This is a genomic window from Klebsiella sp. 10 (assembly GCF_018223925.1).
GTDB lineage: Bacteria > Pseudomonadota > Gammaproteobacteria > Enterobacterales > Enterobacteriaceae > Klebsiella > Klebsiella pneumoniae.
The window spans coordinates 23260-40774 of record NZ_JAGRRB010000007.1 but is presented as its reverse complement, the minus strand read 5'-3'; the positions used below and the strand labels follow the sequence as shown (position 1 = coordinate 40774).

General features: G+C 59.9%; 14 protein-coding genes. 8 read left to right on the top strand and 6 right to left on the bottom strand.

All coding sequences use genetic code 11. The features are described from left to right. Nucleotides 1-3 precede the first annotated feature (3 nt). From KHQ26_RS08350 to KHQ26_RS08335, 4 genes are all read right to left on the bottom strand, one after another. Complete coding sequence (locus KHQ26_RS08350; RefSeq protein WP_016531823.1) at nt 4-597, bottom strand: DUF3156 family protein; 594 nt, start codon at nt 595-597, stop codon at nt 4-6. Beyond that, entirely contained in the window at nt 575-2074 is a 1500-nt protein-coding gene (locus tag KHQ26_RS08345) for an APC family permease (protein ID WP_004183276.1), read from the bottom strand. Before KHQ26_RS08345 ends, KHQ26_RS08350 begins: the two co-directional genes overlap by 23 nt. Nucleotides 2075-2446: 372 nt before the next feature. After that, nucleotides 2447-2812, bottom strand: coding sequence for a cupin domain-containing protein (locus tag KHQ26_RS08340; protein ID WP_002892824.1), 366 nt, complete (start codon nt 2810-2812; stop codon nt 2447-2449). 13 nt (nt 2813-2825) lie between these two features. Further along, complete coding sequence (locus tag KHQ26_RS08335; RefSeq protein ID WP_004176990.1) at nt 2826-4127, bottom strand: NAD(P)/FAD-dependent oxidoreductase; 1302 nt, start codon at nt 4125-4127, stop codon at nt 2826-2828. Between the two features lie 158 nt (nt 4128-4285). Between KHQ26_RS08335 and KHQ26_RS08330 the strand changes: the two genes are divergently transcribed. The 7 genes from KHQ26_RS08330 (at nt 4286) to KHQ26_RS08300 (ending at nt 14575) form a co-directional block, all read left to right on the top strand. Beyond that, nucleotides 4286-5770, top strand: coding sequence for an aldehyde dehydrogenase family protein (locus KHQ26_RS08330; RefSeq protein ID WP_029497404.1), 1485 nt, complete (start codon nt 4286-4288; stop codon nt 5768-5770). 395 nt (nt 5771-6165) lie between these two features. After that, nucleotides 6166-7248 carry a YncE family protein gene (locus KHQ26_RS08325; protein WP_004147457.1) on the top strand — a complete coding sequence of 361 codons (1083 nt, stop codon included), beginning with the start codon at nt 6166-6168 and terminating at the stop codon, nt 7246-7248. 59 nt (nt 7249-7307) lie between these two features. Continuing rightward, nucleotides 7308-9506, top strand: a complete 2199-nt coding sequence (locus tag KHQ26_RS08320; RefSeq protein WP_004191460.1) for a TonB-dependent receptor — start codon at nt 7308-7310, stop codon at nt 9504-9506. A 107-nt stretch (nt 9507-9613) separates the two neighbouring features. After that, nucleotides 9614-10990: a phenylalanine transporter gene (gene pheP / locus KHQ26_RS08315; RefSeq protein ID WP_004151811.1), complete on the top strand. Its 1377-nt coding sequence runs from the start codon at nt 9614-9616 to the stop codon at nt 10988-10990. 187 nt (nt 10991-11177) lie between these two features. Then, nucleotides 11178-12383, top strand: coding sequence for an MFS transporter (locus tag KHQ26_RS08310; protein WP_004198867.1), 1206 nt, complete (start codon nt 11178-11180; stop codon nt 12381-12383). Nucleotides 12384-12399: 16 nt separating this feature from the next. Further along, the gene (locus KHQ26_RS08305; protein ID WP_020804837.1) at nt 12400-13422 is read left to right on the top strand and encodes a sugar phosphate isomerase/epimerase family protein; all 1023 of its coding nucleotides are present in this window, start codon (nt 12400-12402) and stop codon (nt 13420-13422) included. Nucleotide 13423: 1 nt separating this feature from the next. Continuing rightward, on the top strand, nt 13424-14575 hold the full coding sequence (locus tag KHQ26_RS08300; RefSeq protein ID WP_032410173.1) for a Gfo/Idh/MocA family protein: 1152 nt from the start codon (nt 13424-13426) through the stop codon (nt 14573-14575). 19 nt (nt 14576-14594) lie between these two features. Here KHQ26_RS08300 and KHQ26_RS08295 read toward each other — a convergent pair whose 3' ends face one another. Then, nucleotides 14595-15011 carry an Exc2 family lipoprotein gene (locus KHQ26_RS08295; RefSeq protein WP_004183289.1) on the bottom strand — a complete coding sequence of 139 codons (417 nt, stop codon included), beginning with the start codon at nt 15009-15011 and terminating at the stop codon, nt 14595-14597. 248 nt (nt 15012-15259) lie between these two features. Here KHQ26_RS08295 and KHQ26_RS08290 point away from each other — a divergent pair, with 248 nt between their 5' ends. Beyond that, on the top strand, nt 15260-16240 hold the full coding sequence (locus tag KHQ26_RS08290) for a LacI family DNA-binding transcriptional regulator (RefSeq protein WP_004176981.1): 981 nt from the start codon (nt 15260-15262) through the stop codon (nt 16238-16240). Between the two features lie 3 nt (nt 16241-16243). On the opposite strand, the gene KHQ26_RS08285 is transcribed toward KHQ26_RS08290, so the two are convergent. After that, nucleotides 16244-17488 (bottom strand): mechanosensitive ion channel family protein, encoded by a 1245-nt coding sequence (locus KHQ26_RS08285; RefSeq protein WP_004142570.1) that lies wholly within the window; start codon nt 17486-17488, stop codon nt 16244-16246. Between the last annotated feature and the right edge of the window lie 27 nt (nt 17489-17515).

Genomic DNA, 17515 nt, shown 5'->3' with positions numbered 1-17515 from the left:
ACCTCAGCTTCCCCGCGGTGATGGCGGGGAAGTCAATGCTTTCTCTTCTGCGATTTCACCGCGCATCCACTGACTTACCGCCTGATTAACCATCGCCAGCACGCTGAGCAGCAGCATCCGCTGCTGCGCTTCCAGCCGCAGATAACGGCGCAGCGGCGGCATTTTACAGACCACTTCGCTGGCGGCCCAGGGTTCAATGCTGCAGCGCCAGCCGCTACTATCAAAGGTCAGCGAAAAGCGGCGGTAATCCAGCTCGCTTAAGGTCTGCTGGAGATTAGGAAAACCGTTGAGATAGCCGGCGAGTTCCGCGCTCTCTTTACTGCCGATAAAGCGGATCGGCAGGCGTTTTAGCCAGCCGGATTGGTGGGCGCGGATCTTGCCGCGAGCGGGCCGGGTCACCGGCCCCTCGACGACAAACTCGCAGCTGTGAATGCTGGCCATAAACAGCCGCTTCTGACGCACGCTGAAGGTGACGGCGGTGGCGTCGTTCAAGCGCAGCAGCGCGCTGCGTTCGCTCAGCTTTTCGCTGGGCCAGCCCGCCAGATCGCGCTGCACCGCGTTCATTAACGGCGTTTCAAACCAGGGGACGGAGGACATCTGGCGTCATCTCCCCGCGGGTCTGTTTTTCATAATTGTTGATGGCGCGCTCCACCACCTCTTCCACTACCAGCGGCTTGAACGGATTGACGCGCTGCACGCACACCGTCCAGAACAGGGCGTAAGCGGCGGTCAGGCCGAGCATTATGCCGAAAGGCACCAGCACCTGGCGGCTGTCCATCCCGGGCGGCGTGATATTGACGATAGCGATGATGATCCCGACGCTGGAGATAATCTGCGGCAGCGGGAACCACGGCGAGCGGTAGGCGCGCGGCAGGTCCGGGCGGCGAATGCGCAGCATCACCACCGACAGAGTAACCAGCAGATAGGCGACGCCCCAGGCGCAGACCGCGGCGAGGATCAGCGGCACGATGCGGTCCAGATCGCCGTTCAGATACCAGGCGTGCAGGCAAGGGATCGCCACCCCGATGGCAATGGCGATCACCGGCGTCTTAAAGCGCGGATGCAGCCAGGTCAGGAAACGGGGCAGCGCGCCGTCCAGCGCCATGCCGTAGATAATACGCGGCACGGCGGCCATCAGCGTATTGATGGTGGCGCAGCCGGCCAACAGCAGCCCGACCCCCAGCCAGTACTGGCCGGCGTGGCCCATCACCCGTTCGGCGAAGGCCGGGATCGCCATCGGTGTATCCAGCAGATGGACGTTGTTGGCCGCGTCGAGCACGGTATTCTCCACCTGGCGGTTGATCGCCGCGCCGTAGATAAACATGCAGCTGGCGACTCCCAGCAGGCCCAGCGCCATCGCCCGCGGAATAGTTCGGTGGGCCTGTTTAATCTCCGGCGCCATCGGCGTCACCAGTTCGCAGCCGACGAACATAAACATCGCCATGCCGATATAGCCGAACAGACCGTTGATATCGCTGATGTTCAGCGGCGTGCCGAACCAGCCGGAAAGATGAGTCACCGGCGCCATAAAAATGCCACACAGGCCGAAAATAGTCAGCGTGGTCCACATGCCGAAGGTCAGCACCACTTCGACCTTGCCGAAGATTTCCACGCCGATGGCGTTGAGCAAGCCGAAAATCACCACCATGCCGACGCCCACCATCCAGGTGTTCTGGTGAGCGGCCATCTGGGCGTTAATCGACTCGAAGTTCACCAGCGCCATAATGCCCGCCAGGATCGTCTCCGCCGTCCCGGCGAAGATATGGACGATCAGATAGGCGCACAGCGCGCCGGTGATAGCGAAGAAGCGGCCCATGCCGCAGGAGATATAGTCGTACACCGAACCGGTGGTGGGAATGAGCGTCGCCGCCTCGGCAAAGGTGGTGACCTGCGCCTGCATCATAATAAAGGCCAGCAGCACCGCCAGCGCGAAGGTATCGCCGCCCATGCCGAAGCCGCTGGTGACCGTCAGGATCACCGGGCTGGCCATGATCAGCCCGACGGAGCTGGCGAGGGTGGTCGGGAAGCCGACGACGCCGCGCTCAAGATGGCTGGCGAGTCTGTTACTAAACATAGTCAACCTCTGCACAATAATGGGGTAGCAGGGAATAGCCAGCGCCACTCCCGGATAGTCATAATTTAGGCGGGCATCCTGCTCAACGAATATCGTCCGGAAGGTGGAGGGCGGCGCATGATTCTGTGACGCAGTCGATGAATGTCGCGGCGGATAAACAATATGACCCCGAAAACCGGGGCCATCCGTCCTGTCACATTGCGCCTGTTTCTGCCGGGTGGCGGCTGCGCCTTACCCGGCCTACGGTCCGTGCGGCCTGCCTTTAATTTGGCCTCAAACCCCCCGGTGGCGCTGCCGCTTACCGGGGCTACAGCGCTGCGCGATTTGGTAGCCCGGAGAAGGCGTAATGCGCCGCCGGGCATTATCAGTTTGTTAGCGGGTCTCGACGTTCGCCAGGTAGTGCTTCACAAAGCGCGGCGTCAGAATTTTCCACTCCACTTCGGTGCCCTGTTTAACAAACCAGCTGTCGCCCGGCGCAAAGCGCTGCGGCTCGCCGCCGGCGACGGTCAGCTCCACTTCGCCCTCCAGCACGGTGGCGTGCTCGGTAAACGGATAGGTCATGGTAAAGCTCCCCTCAGTGGACGAAAACAGTCCGCAGGTAAAGGCGTCCTGCGGCTCGCCGTAGATCATCGCGCCCGCTACCTGCGGGTCGCCAGCGGTCGGCGTCGCGCCGAGCAGGCTGACGCTGCCGATCGGCTGCAGATCAGGTACCGGGTGTTTAAGTTTAAAAGCGTGCATAGCGTTCTCCTGGTTAACTCCGGCCTTTCCAGAAACCGGCGGTTTGATGCATCAGTTTTCCGGCCGTGACTAATAACAGACGCAGGCTGTCACGGCCGTGGATGGTCGCGTGGGGGATGCTGCTTAGCAGACGATAGCGGTCGGAACCGCCGTTGATCCCTTCGGCGAGGATTTTGCACACGATGTGCGACGGGGTGACGCCGAAGCCGGAGTACCCCTGGACGTAAAAGACGTTGTTATGGTCGCGTAAGGTGCCGATCTGCGGGAACAGATTGGCGCTACAGGCCATCGGCCCGCCCCACGCAAAATCGATCTTCACATCCCTGAGATAGGGGAAGACCTCCGCCAGCAAGGTGCGGTTCCAGGCGGCGAAATCGTTCGGCGTATACTCCACAAAGCGGGTGGCGCTGCCGAACAGCAGGCGGTTTTCCCGGGTGACGCGGTAGTAGTTAATTACCGGGCGAATATCGCTGAAGGCGCCGCGCAGTGGGCTGATGCGTTCGATCAGTTCATCGGAGAGCGGCTCGGTCGACACCTGGTAGGAGTAAGTGACCAGCGTCTTGTTGTAGATCTCCGGCTCCATATTGTTGAGGAAGCTGTCGCAGGCCCACAGCAGTTTGGCGGCTTTGACGCTGCCCATCGCGGTGCGTACCCGCACCTGTTTGCCGTAATTCACTTCCACCACCGGCGAGGATTCGAAAATCTTCACCCCCAGCGAATGGGCGGCCTGCGCCGAACCGAGCAGCATATTGAGTGAATGGATCTGGCCGCCGCCCATATGTTTCAGCGCGCCGCAGTAGACCTCGGAGCCCACCACCTGCTGCACCTCTTTTCCGGTATACAGTTCGATCTCTTCATCCGGGGTAGCGGCTTTAAACTCCTTCTCCCACTGGCGCAGCGTTTTAAGCTGTCGCTGGTTATAGGCGAGATAGCCGTAGCCGGGCACGAAATCGGCGTCGATGTTGTATTTGCGGATGCGTTCGCGAATGATGCCCGCGCCGAGGTTGGCGATTTTAAACAGCGTCTCCAGCCCCTCTTTGCCGACGTGCTTTTTTACCGCTTCGATATCGTGGCCGATACCGGCCATCACCTGGCCGCCGTTGCGCCCGGTGCCGCCGTAGCCGAGATGGCGCGCCTCCAGCACCACCACGTTGGTGATCCCCTGTTCCGCCAGCTCAAGGGCGGTGTTAATGCCAGAGAAGCCGCCGCCGATAATTACCACATCGGCTTCAATATCTTCCCGTAGCGCCGGGAAATGGAGGTGATATTTCTTCGTCGCGCCGTAGTAGTTCAGCGCATCGATCTTGATGTTCATCGCGTTACCCTGTGGTCTTGCCTGGCTCAAGACCCTCATCACAGCACGCCGCGCGGGCGTTGAATATCGTCCGGAAGAATGACGTTCTTTAGAACGATAGGCTGCGGCGGGAAGCCGTGCTGTGATGGGTTAACTTTGCTGAAAAACGGGTGCTGACGATGAGCGAGATAACCTTACTGGCGGAAGTGACCGCCTTCTTACGCCAGCCGCACGGGCAGTTTATTGCCGGTCAACGTGAGGCGGGCCGCGGCGCGCCGTTCGCGGTGATCAACCCGGCGACCGGGCGGGCGATTGCCGAGGTCACCGCGGCGGATAGTGACCAGGCGGATCGCGCTATGGAGAGCGCCCGCCAGGCGTTAAGTCAGTGGCGCGAGATGCCGACGCTGGCGCGCGGCGCGCTGCTGCTGAAGCTGGCGGACACGCTGGCAGAGCATCGCGAAGCGCTGGCGCAGCTGGAAAGTCTCTGTTCCGGCAAAACTATCACGCTGGTGCGGATGCTCGAACTGGACCAGTCGGTGGCGTTCCTGCGCTACTTCGCCGGCTGGGCGGGGAAAGTCACCGGTGAAACGCTGGATGTCTCGCTGCCATCGATGGCCGGGGAGAAATATACCGCCTTTACCCGCCGCCAGCCGCTGGGGGTGGTGGTTGGCATCGTGCCGTGGAACTTCTCCATCATGATTGCCATCTGGAAGCTGGCGGCGGCCCTGGTCTGCGGCTGCACCATCGTCCTCAAGCCGAGCGAATATACGCCGCTGACGCTGCTGCGCGTGGCGGAGCTGGCAAAAGCGGTGGGTATCCCGGATGGGGTGATTAACGTGGTCAACGGCGCCGGCGGCGAGATTGCCCAGCGGCTGATTACGCATCCGGCCTGCGCCAAGGTGAGCTTCACCGGCTCGGTGGCCACCGGTGAAAAAGTCCAGCAGTCGGCCAGTGCGTCAGGTAAACGGGTGACCCTTGAGCTGGGGGGGAAAAACGCCGCGCTGTTCCTCGATGACCTGACGCCGGAGGCGATGGTCAACGGCATTATTGAAGCTGGCTACCTGAACCAGGGGCAGATTTGCGCCGCTGCGGAACGTTTTTATCTGCCGCAGGGAAAACTGGATGCGGTACTGGCGCTGCTGAAAGACAAGCTCAGCGCTTTTGCGCCGGGGTCGCCGCTGGATGAACGGACGCTGATGGGGCCGCTGGCCAACCGCCAGCAGTATGACAAAGTTTTGCGGCTCATTCAGACCGCCCGCGACGAGGGCGATACCATCGTCTGCGGCGGCGAAGCGCTGCCGGGGGAGGGCTATTTCCTGCAGCCGACCGCGGTCAAAGTGCGCAGCGAAGAGAGCACCCTGATGCGCGAGGAGACCTTCGGTCCGGTGTGCAGTTTTATCGGCTATCGCAGTGAAGAAGAGGCGCTGGCACGAATTAATGCTTCGCCGTATGGCCTGGCGGCCAGCGTCTGGTCGGATAATATTCGTCAGGCGCTACGCTACTCGGAGGCGATTGAGGCCGGCATCGTATGGGTCAATATGCATACCTTCCTCGACCCGGCGGTACCGTTCGGCGGTATGAAGGGCTCGGGCATCGGGCGCGAATTCGGCAGCGCGTTTATCGATGATTATACGGAGCTGAAGTCGGTGATGGTGCGCTATTAATCGCCGTTCAGCGACATAGCGCTGTCATGTGTCGCTTTGCGCCAGATAGGCAACACATTGTGTGCCTTCTGGCCTGCAACCCGGGCGGTGCACGGCATCGCTTCCGGGACGCTTTTCCCGTCACGGATCCTTTCTTCCCCTCGTAATCCGCCATTGCCGTAAAAAAAATCAGCAGATTATCTTTTTTGCCCGCCAGGACTTGCTTGACATTAGATAATGAGTATAGTTCTCATTCTCTTTTTCATTCGTAATTTTGGCAAGGTTCGAGCTGCGCCAGTGAGTCGTTCACTAAGAGTCGCGAAGGCGTAGGGTGACGTAAAGACAGCAGGCTGGAAACACACAATATCGGCCGCTGCGCGTCCATCGGGTCATTGATTTTTTATAGGGTTGATCCAATGAAATACACACTTCCGGCGTTGACGCTGGCCATCAGCGCGGCGTTAAGCGGCTGCGCGACGCCTCATTCCTCTGCCGTTTCCCAACCGGTTGTCGACTCGCCAGTCCCTAACGTGGCGCAACCGCTGCAGCGCCAGCTAGCGGAAGGGCTGTACGAGATGGCGTTAAGCCCGCAGGGTGATGCGCTGTACGTCGCCAGCGCTGAAGGCTTTAAAAATGTACAGGGCGGGGCGGTTTACACACTGGATCCGCACACCCTCAATACCATCGGCCTGACGCATACCGATCTGAAAAACTTCGCTTTACAGCTCTCTGCGGAGGGTAAAACGCTGTATGTCAGCAATTCGCTGGACGGCGGCATCAGCGCTATCGACACCGCCACCGGCAAGGTAAAAAACCGCCTGCTGTTCAGCGAGCGCAATGAAAAAGGTCGCCCTTATGGGGCCCGTCAGCTGCTGTTGCTGAATAATACTCTCTACGTTGGCGCGGTCGCCGACCCGGCGCAAATCTGGGTGGTTGACGCCACTACCCTGAAGCTGAAAACGCGGATTAAAAATACCGGTAAATGGATGACCGGCCTGCACTACTCCGCGCAAACCGGTCGCGTGTACGCCGCTAACGGCAGCGGTGAAATTCTGGTGATCAACCCGCGTAACCAACGCATTGAACAGCGCTGGAAGCCGCTGGGCGACAAGCCGGCGCTGCTGCTTAATATGGCCGAAGATAGCGACACCGGCCGTCTGTTCGTGACCGACAACTCGAAAGCGAAAACCACTCTGGTGCTGGATATCCACAGCGGCAAGCTGCTTAAACAGCTCGACGTCGGCGATTCGCTGGCGGTGCAGTTCAATAAGAAACGCCACGAAATTTATATTTCACAGCGTGAATCCGGCAAGGTCATCAGCCTTGACGCCAGCCGCTACACGCTGAAGAAAAGCTGGGCGCTGCCGGCCAATCCCAACAGCCTGCTGCTTTCCGCCGATGGTCAGACGCTGTTTGTCACCGTCAAACAGCCCTTCAATAAAGACCACTCCACTAAAGGCCCGGACAGCGTCGTACGTATCGACCTGAACGCGCAATAAAAATAACGGGTCCGGCGACGGGCCCTTTGATTCATTTATCCTCATCCATGGGGCAAATTATGCACACCACGCACTATTCATCCTTCCCGCTGCGTAAAACGCTGCTGGCCTTAGCCATCGGCGCCGCCAGTCAAACGGTGATGGCCGCGGACGCTGCCGCCGCGAAGCAGCCTGGCGAAGAGACCCTCATCGTCGAGGCTAACGAAACCAGCGATTTTAAATCCGGCGGCGACCTGGTGGTTCCGGCATTCCTCGATGGCCAGATCGCCCACGGCGGCCGTCTGGGGATGCTTGGCGAACAAAAAGCGATGGACGTCCCGTTTAACGTCATCGGCTATACCTCGAAGCTGATTCAGGATCAGCAGGCGAAAACTATCGCCGATGTCGTCAGTAACGACGCTGGCGTGCAGGCCGTACAGGGCTACGGCAACTTCGCCGAGACCTATCGAATCCGCGGGTTTAAGCTCGATGGCGATGACATGACGATGGGCGGCCTGGCGGGCGTGGTGCCGCGTCAGGTGATGGACACCCAGATGCTGGAGCGCGTTGAAATTTTCAAAGGGGCTAACAGCCTGCTTAACGGCGCGGCCAGCAGCGGCGTCGGCGGGATGATTAACCTCGAGCCGAAGCGGGCGGAAGATCTGCCGACCGCACGCGTTGGCGTCGACTATACCTCTGATTCTCAGGTGGGCGGCACCCTCGACCTGGGGCGCCGTTTCGGCGACAACAACCAGTTCGGCGCTCGGGTCAACCTGGTGCACCGCGAGGGTGAAGGCGCTATCGATAATGATAAACGCCGTACCACGCTGGCTTCGCTGGGGCTTGATTACCGCGGCGACCGTTTCCGCTCCTCGCTCGATTTCGGCTATCAGAAGAAAACGTTCCACGGTGGTACGATGGGCGTCAATATCAGCGGCGTGGATTTCGTTCCGGCGCTGCCGGACAACAGCAAAAACTACAGCCAGAAGTGGGGCTATAGCGATATTGAAAGCGAGTTCGGCATGGCGAAGGCAGAATATGACCTGACCGATAGCTGGACGGTATACAGCGCCCTCGGCGGCCAGCATTCGCATGAAATTGGTACCTACAGCGCGCCGAAGCTTCTGAATAAAAACGGCGATGCGACGGTGGGCCGCCTGGATACTAACCGCATTATCGACGCGATCAGCGGCATGGGCGGGGTACGCGGCGATTTCAATACCGGCGCGATTTCGCATAAGGTGAACCTCGGCTATGCGGCGCAGGTGCATACCGATGCGACCGCCTGGCGGATGTCGGCCAGGAACCCGACCACTAATATCTATGACAACCATGATGTGGCGATGCCGGATAACGCCTATTTTGGCGGCAACTACCACGATCCGCTGGTCACCTCGCGCAGCCGTACGCAGGGCTGGCTGCTGAGTGATACCCTCGGCTTCTTTAACGATAAAGTGCTGTTTACCGCCGCTGCTCGTCATCAGAAAGTGGTTGTGCGCAACTACAGCAACGCCACCGGGCTGGAAGATACCTCTTCGCGTTATACCCAAAGCCGCTGGATGCCGACGTTTGGCCTGGTGTACAAGCCGTGGGAGCAGCTGTCGCTGTATGCTAACCATACCGAAGCGCTGCAGCCGGGCTCTGTGGCGCCGACGACGGCGGCCAATGCCGGGCAGAGTACCGGGATCGCGCACTCGAAGCAGGACGAAGTGGGCGTCAAGATCGACTACGGTACGATCGGAGGATCGCTGGCGCTGTTTGAAATCAAAAAACCGAACGCCATTTCCGATACCGCTGGCAATTACGGCCTCGACGGCGAGCAGCGTAACCGCGGCGTAGAGATGAACGTCTTTGGCGAGCCGATGCTGGGACTGCGTCTTAACGCCAGTACCGTCTGGCTGGATGCCAAACAGACTAAAACCGCTGAAGGCGCAACCGACGGTAAAGATGCCATCGGGGTGGCTAACTTCTACGCGGTACTCGGCGCCGAATATGACATCAAGCCGGTGGAAGGCCTGACCGCCACCGCGCGCGTCAATCATAGCGGCTCGCAGTATGCCGATGCGGCCAATACCAAGAAGCTGGATAGCTACACCACCCTGGATTTAGGCCTGCGCTATCGTATGCGTCTGAACGCCGACCAGAACGAAATGATCTGGCGCGTCGGGGTGACCAACGTGACCAACGAGAAGTACTGGTCTGGCATTGACGATACCGGTACTTACCTGTTCGAAGGCGATCCGCGTACCGTCCGCGTCTCAATGAGCTACGACTTCTGACGCTAAAAAAAGCGGGGCGGGCGGCTGACGCTCGCCCCACGCAACTTGCGACAATCCCCCCTAAGTGATAAAAGGTGCCCCTTCACAAAAACACACAGGGGAACGACGTGAAAGACGCGTCAACGTCGTCGGAGACCGTCACGGAAAGTGGCCCGACGCTTCATCGCGGTTTACAGAACCGACACATTCAACTTATCGCCCTTGGCGGCGCGATTGGCACCGGCCTGTTTCTCGGCATTGGTCCCGCGATTCAAATGGCCGGCCCGGCGGTCTTACTGGGCTACGCCGTGGCCGGGATTGTCGCTTTTCTGATCATGCGCCAGCTGGGCGAAATGGTGGTGGAAGAGCCAGTATCCGGTTCCTTTGCCCACTTTGCCTATAAGTACTGGGGGCCGTTCGCCGGCTTTCTCTCCGGCTGGAACTACTGGGTGATGTTCGTGCTGGTAGGGATGGCGGAGCTGACCGCCGCCGGGATCTATATGCAGTACTGGCTTCCCGACGTGCCCACCTGGGTTTGGGCGGCGGCTTTCTTCATCATTATTAACGCCGTCAACCTGGTCAACGTACGCTTGTATGGCGAAGCGGAGTTCTGGTTCGCGCTGATCAAGGTGCTGGCGATTATCGGCATGATTGCCTTCGGCCTGTGGATGCTGTTCGGCGGCCACGGCGGCAGCAAAGCCGGGTTCGACAATCTGTGGAAACACGGCGGCTTCCTCGCCACCGGCTGGCACGGACTTATTCTGTCGCTGGCGGTGATCATGTTCTCCTTCGGCGGGCTGGAGCTTATCGGCATCACCGCCGCCGAAGCGCAAAACCCGGAAAAGAGCATTCCCAAAGCGGTCAATCAGGTGGTCTATCGTATCCTGCTGTTCTATATCGGTTCGCTGGTGGTGCTGCTGGCGCTCTACCCGTGGGTGGAGATCAAATCCGACAGCAGCCCGTTTGTGATGATTTTCCATAATCTGGACAGCAACCTGGTGGCCTCCGCGCTGAACTTCGTCATTCTGGTGGCCTCGCTGTCGGTGTATAACAGCGGCGTGTACTCCAACAGCCGGATGCTGTTCGGCCTGTCGGTGCAGGGTAATGCGCCGAAATTTCTCGCCCGCGTCAGCAAGCGCGGCGTGCCGGTGAACTCCCTGCTGCTCTCCGGGATTATCACTTCGCTGGTGGTGGTGCTGAACTACCTGCTGCCGCATGAAGCGCTGGGGCTGCTGATGGCCCTGGTAGTGGCGACGTTGCTGCTGAACTGGATCATGATCTGTATGGCGCACCTGAAGTTCCGCGCCGCCCAGCGCCGCAAAGGGCGCGAATCGAAGTTCAAAGCGCTGCTGGCGCCCGCCAGCAACTACTTCTGCATTGCTTTCCTTGGGCTGATCCTGGCGCTGATGTGCACTATCGACGGCATGCGTCTGTCGGCGATCCTGCTGCCGGTGTGGATCCTGTTCCTGTTTATCGCCTTCAAACTGCTGCGCCGCCCGGCGTAAGCGAGATGCCCCGCCGTCCGGCGGGGCTGCCTGCCTTTTTATTGTGATCCTCTTCGCAGGCGGCGCATTTGCCTGGCGATCTTCTTTTTGTAATCGATTACTTTTGTTTTGAGCTGTTTTGTAATCGATTACTTTTCTGAGGGCGAGCAACATGGTCACAACAACAGAAGGTCGGGAAAGTGTCCGCGTGAGCCACCGTTTTCTGGTGCCGCGGCTGTCGTTAATGATGTTTATGCAGTTTTTTATCTGGGGCAGCTGGTCGGTGACCCTGGGGCTGGTGATGACCCGCTATGAGATGTCATTGCTGATCGGCGATGCGTTCTCCGCCGGGCCGATCGCCTCCATCTTGTCTCCCTTTGTGCTGGGGATGCTGGTGGATCGCTTTTTCGCCTCGCAGAAGGTGATGGCGGTGATGCACCTGGCCGGGGCGGCGATCCTGTGGTTTGTCCCGCAGGCGCTGGTGGCGCAGAACGGCGCCCTGCTGATTGGCCTGCTGTTCGGCTATACGCTGTGCTATATGCCGACCCTGGCGCTGACCAACAATATCGCCTTCCACAGCCTGGCCAATGTCGATAAAACCTTCCCGGTGGTCCGCGTGTTCGGCACCATCGGCTGGATTATCGCTGGGATCTGCATCGGGGTGACCGGTATCTCTGATACCACCGGCATCTTCACGCTGGCGGCGCTCTGTTCGGTCGCGCTGGCGCTCTACAGCCTGACGCTGCCGCACACCCCGGCGCCGGCCAAAGGCATGCCGGTTCAGTTTCGCGACCTGCTGTGCGCGGACGCCTTCGCGCTGCTGAAAACCCGCCATTTCCTGATTTTCTCCCTCTGCGCCACCTTAATTTCCGTGCCGTTAGGCACCTATTACGCCTATACCGCGTCGTATCTGGCGGATGCCGGCGTCAAAGATGTCAGCACCGCGATGTCCTTCGGCCAGATGTCAGAGATCGTCTTTATGCTGGTGATCCCGTTGCTGTTCCGTCGCCTCGGGGTGAAATACATGCTGCTCATCGGCATGGCGGCGTGGTTCGTCCGCTACGCCTTTTTCGCTCTCGGAGTCAGCGAGGAGGGGCGCTTCCTGCTCTATCTGGGCATTTTGCTGCATGGCGTGTGCTATGACTTTTTCTTTGTCGTTGGCTTTATCTACACCGACCGCGTGGCGGGCGAGAAGGTAAAAGGCCAGGCGCAGAGCATGATTGTGATGTTCACCTACGGGATCGGCATGCTGCTGGGCTCGCAGATCTCCGGCGCGCTGTATAACCATCTGGTGGCCGGCCAGAGCGTGCCTCAGGCCTGGGTGACCTTCTGGTGGATCCCGGCGGTGGCCGCCGCGGTTATCGCGCTGATTTTCCTTTTCTCTTTCCAGTACAACGAGAAAGAGCCGCACTAATTTTTCAGGAGGGTGTATGAAAACGATTAAGGGACCGGGCATTTTTCTGGCGCAGTTTATCGGGCCGCAGGCGCCGTTCAACACCCTGGCGGGGATAGCGCAGTGGGCCGCCGGCCTGGGGTACAAGGCATTGCAGATCCCCTGCAACCACCCGGCGATTTTTGATGTCGAGCGGGCGGCGGCGAGCCAGACCTACTGCGACGAGGTCAGCGGCATCCTGGCGGAGCATGGGCTGGTGATCAGCGAGCTGTCCACTCACCTTGAAGGACAGCTGGTGGCGGTGCATCCAGCGTATGACGCGGCGTTAGACGCCTTTGCCCCGGCGGCGCTGCATGGCGATCCGCAGGCGCGCCAGCGCTGGGCGGTGGAGAAAGTGCACCAGGCGGCGGTAGCCTCCGGCCGCCTGGGGCTGCAGGCGCACGCGACCTTTTCCGGGGCGCTGGCATGGCCCTTTTTTTATCCGTGGCCGCCGCACAATCAGCCGCTTCTGGATGAGGCCTTTGCCGAGCTGGCCCGGCGCTGGCGGCCGCTGCTGGACCTATTCGACGAGCAGGGAGTCGATGTCTGCTATGAGATCCATCCCGGCGAAGACCTGCACGATGGCGTGACCTTTGAGCGTTTTCTTACGCTGGTGGATAACCATCCGCGCTGCAATATGCTCTATGACCCGAGCCACCTGCATCTGCAGCAGATGGACTACCTGACCTATATCGATATCTATCATGCGCGTATTAAAGCGTTTCACGTCAAGGACGCCGAATTTCGCCGCAACGGGCGCAATGGCGTCTACGGTGGATACCAGCCCTGGCAGCAGCGGGCCGGGCGTTTCCGCTCTCCCGGCGACGGACAGATCGACTTCAAAGGGGTGTTCAGTAAGCTGACCGAATATGATTTTGCCGGCTGGGCGGTGCTGGAGTGGGAGTGCTGCCTGAAGGATAGTGAGACCGGCGCGCGCGAGGGCAGCGAGTTTATCCGCCGCCATATCATTCCCGTTGCCGGACGGGCCTTCGATGACTTTGCCGCCGGCGGGAGGGAATAACATGATTCAGGTCGCGGTTATCGGGGCAGGGTTTATCGGCCCGGCGCATCTGGAGGCGCTGCGGCGGCTGGGAGATGTCGAGGTGGTGGCGCTGTGCGACAGCCGCCTTGAGGCGGCGCAGCGCAAGGCGCGAGCGCTGAACATTGCCCATGCCTACGACAGCGTGGAGGCGCTGCTGGCCCATCCGGGGCTGCAGGTGGTGCATAACTGTACGCCCAACCATCTACATGCCCAGATTAATCGGCAGATCCTCGCCGCCGGGCTGCACATCTTCTCGGAAAAGCCGCTGTGTATGACGGCGGAGGAGGCGCGGGAGCTGGTGGCGCTTGCCGCCCGGGCCGGCGTGGTGCATGGCGTCAGCTTCGTCTACCGCCAGTTCGCTATGGTCCAGCATGCGGCGGCGATGATCCGCCATGGCGAGGTCGGCAGAATCTTCGCGGCCCACGGCAGCTATCTGCAGGACTGGATGCTGCTGGAGACCGATTACAACTGGCGGGTCGATTCGGCGCAGGGCGGCGCGTCGCGGACGGTGGCCGACATCGGCTCCCACTGGTGCGATACCGTGCAGTTTATGACCGGTCGGCGGATTGTCGAGGTGATGGCGGATCTGTCTATCGTCTGGCCAACGCGTAAAGCGCCGGTCAATGGCAAAGCGACCTTCAGCGCCATTCACGAGGCGCAGGCATATGAAACGCGCCCTGTCGATACCGAGGACTTTGGCTCGGTGCTGTTGCGTTTTGACGATGGCAGCAAAGGCAGCTTTATGGTCTCTCAGGTGAGCGCCGGGCGGAAAAACCGTCTGGCGGTGGAGATTAACGGCAGCCTCTGTTCTCTGGCCTGGGATCAGGAAGTGCCCCAGCGGCTGTGGATCGGCCACCGCGAGCAGCCGGATCGCCTGCTCAGCGATGACCCGAGCCTGCTGCGGCCGGAAATCGCTGACAGCGCCCATTACCCCGGCGGCCATATTGAGGGCTGGCCGGACGCCTTTAAGAATATGATGGGGCATTTTTATCAGGCGGTGCGCGCCGGGAAGATGCCGGCGGCCGGGGTCCGGCGCTTCGCCGCTTTCGACGACGGCGCCGATGTGATGTACATCATCGAGGCGATCGTCAAAAGCCATCAGGAACAGCGCTGGGTCAGCGTTGAACGCTGAGCGCAGGTGGGGCGCAGGATTATTTCACCCCAAGATAGCCGTCGAGATAGGCACCGGAGAGCTCGTTGCCGAACAGGACGGCATCTTTATTTTCCATCGCATTATCCCATTTGTCGCTGGCATTGCCGGTGAAGGCGTGCTCGGTGCGGGTGCCCTGCGCCGCCTGCTGTTTGATGGCTTCCGCGGTGCGGCGGGCATCGCTTTCGCTCATGCCAGCGGCTTTATCCTGCTGTCCGCGGGCATACATCGCCGTAAAGGTCGGCAGGTTTAAACGGTAATTTTCCTGGCGGTTGACGGTGAAGTTGCCGCCGACAAAATCGGACCGGTGGGCGACGAAGGCGTAGGCATGGCGTTCCGGTGACGATTTTGACGAGGTGCAGCCGGTGATCGTTGCCAGGGCACAGCTGAGGGCGAGAACCGCGGTGGAGAGCCTCATGGGGATATCATCCTTAATCATAAAAGAAAAAATGGGGCGCAGGCGGTCTGTTGCGCCTCCTGCGCTAATGAGAATATGAAACGGCAAAAGGATGCGCGTTAACGGGGCGGGAGAGAAGCCCTGATTATTAATAGTTTCCCGGGACACCGTCTCGCTGAGCTACGCTTTCGCGCCAGGCTGGCAGGCCAATCAGAGGTCATTTATGATAGCCTGCAGGATCCACCTCTATCGCAGGAAGTGCAGGGTTTATGTCTATTCAGAAAATTGCTCGTCTGGCCGGCGTCTCGGTGGCCACGGTGTCGCGGGTGCTGAACAACAGCGATACGGTAAAAGCCAAAAACCGTGAGCGCGTACTGCAGGCGATCAAAGAGAGCAACTATCAGCCGAACCTGCTGGCGCGTCAGCTGCGAACCGCCCGCAGCAATATGATCCTGGTGATGGTCTCCAATATCGCTAACCCCTTTTGCGCCGAGGTGGTGAAGGGGATAGAAGAAGAGGCGGAGAAGAATGGCTACCGCATTCTGCTGTGTAACTCCGGGTCGGATCTGGCCCGCTCGACCTCGGGCCTGCAGCTGCTCTCCGGCAAAATGGTCGACGGCATTATTACCATGAACGCGCTCTCCAGCCTGCCGGAACTGACCACCATGATTGGCGATGCGCCCTGGGTGCAGTGCGCGGAGTATGCCGACACCGGCAGCATCTCCTGCGTCGGGATTAACGACGTTGAGGCGGCTCAGGGGGCGGTATCCCGGTTGGCCGATAGCGGCCGCCGCCGCATCGCGCTCATTAATCACGACCTCAGCTATCGCTATGCCCGTCTGCGCGAGCGCGGCTATAAAAGCGTGCTGCACGTGCACGGTCTGGCGTATCAGCAGGTGACCTACGCGCAGGATCTTAGCGCGGCGGCCGGTAAACGGGCGATGGAGCAACTGCTGTCGCAAGACGAGAAGCCCGATGCGGTGTTTGCCGTTTCGGACTCCCTCGCCGCCGGGGCGCTGCGGGCTATCGCCCAGGCCGGACTGCGGGTGCCGGAGGATATCGCGGTGATCGGCTTCGATGGCACCGAGCTGGCGGAAGTGGTCTCCCCGCAGCTGACCACCGTCGAACAGCCCTCCCGGGCGATCGGCCGTACGGCGGTGTCTCTACTGATGAAACGCATCGACGATCCCGACGCTGCCGTCGAGCGGGTGATGATGGACTGGCGCGTGATAGACCGCGCCAGCGTCTGAGGATCAGCGGGAGAAGGCGCCGGTCAGCGCGCGAATATCGTTGCCGGTGGGCGTTTGATGAATGCGTAAGCCAAACTCATCCACCACAGCGAAGACATGGTCGAAAATATCCGCCTGGATCCCCTCATATTCCGCCCATACCACGGTGTTGGTGAAGCAGTAGATCTCGATCGGCAAGCCGTTGGCATCCGGCGCCAGCTGGCGCACCATCAGGGTCATATCCTGGCGGATGCGCGGATGATGGCGTAAATACTCCTGCAGATAGGCGCGGAAGGTGCCGACATTGGTCATCCGCCGCTCGTTGAGGATCGATTGCTCCCCGGCGTACTGCTGGTTCCAGGCGCTAATCTCCTCGTGGCGTGAATCCATATAGGGTTTGAGTAATTTCGCCCGGATCAGGCGCTGCTGCTCCTGTTCATCAAGAAAATGAATGCTGGTGGTGTCGATGTTAAGGCTGCGTTTGATGCGGCGGCCGCCGGAGGCCGACATGCCGCTCCAGTTTTTAAACGAGTCAGAGACCAGCGACCAGGTCGGAATGGTGGTGATGGTATTGTCCCAGTTGCGCACCTTGACCGTGGTGAGGCCGATATCGATCACCGCGCCGTCGGCGCCGTACTTCGGCATCTCCAGCCAGTCGCCAAGCTTGAGCATATCGTTGGCAGAGAGCTGGATACCGGCCACCAGACCGAGGATCGGATCTTTAAACACCAGCATCAGCACCGCGGCCATCGCGCCGAGCCCGCTAATCAGGATCGCTGGCGACTGGCCTATCAGTAGCGAAATAATCAGAATGCCGATAATAATCGCCGTCACCAGCTTAATTCCCTGGAATATGCCCTTCAGCGGCAACTGTGAGGCGGCGGGAAATTTCTGCGCCAGTTTTAAAATGACATCCAGCAGCGAGAAGAAGGACAGCATGGCATATATCATCACCCACAGCTGGGCCACGGTGGTTAATATTTCCGCGGCCTCGCTGCCTTTTTGCAGCCACAGCACCGCCTGGACGTTGACGATGATCCCCTGCAGGGTAAAGGCCAGTCGGTGAAAGAGTTTATTCTGCGTGATGATTTGCAGCCACAGATGGCTGCTGGCCAGCGCCCGTTTTTCAAATGCGCGCAGGACCACTTTGTGCAATATCAGATGCACGACCACGGCGGTGAACAAGATAATGCCGAAGATAATCATCAGCGAGCGGGTGGGGGTTATTTCGATTCCTAAGGCGGCAATTTGCGATATTAATTCCTGCATAACGTCTCCTGAATATCCAGCGGGTAT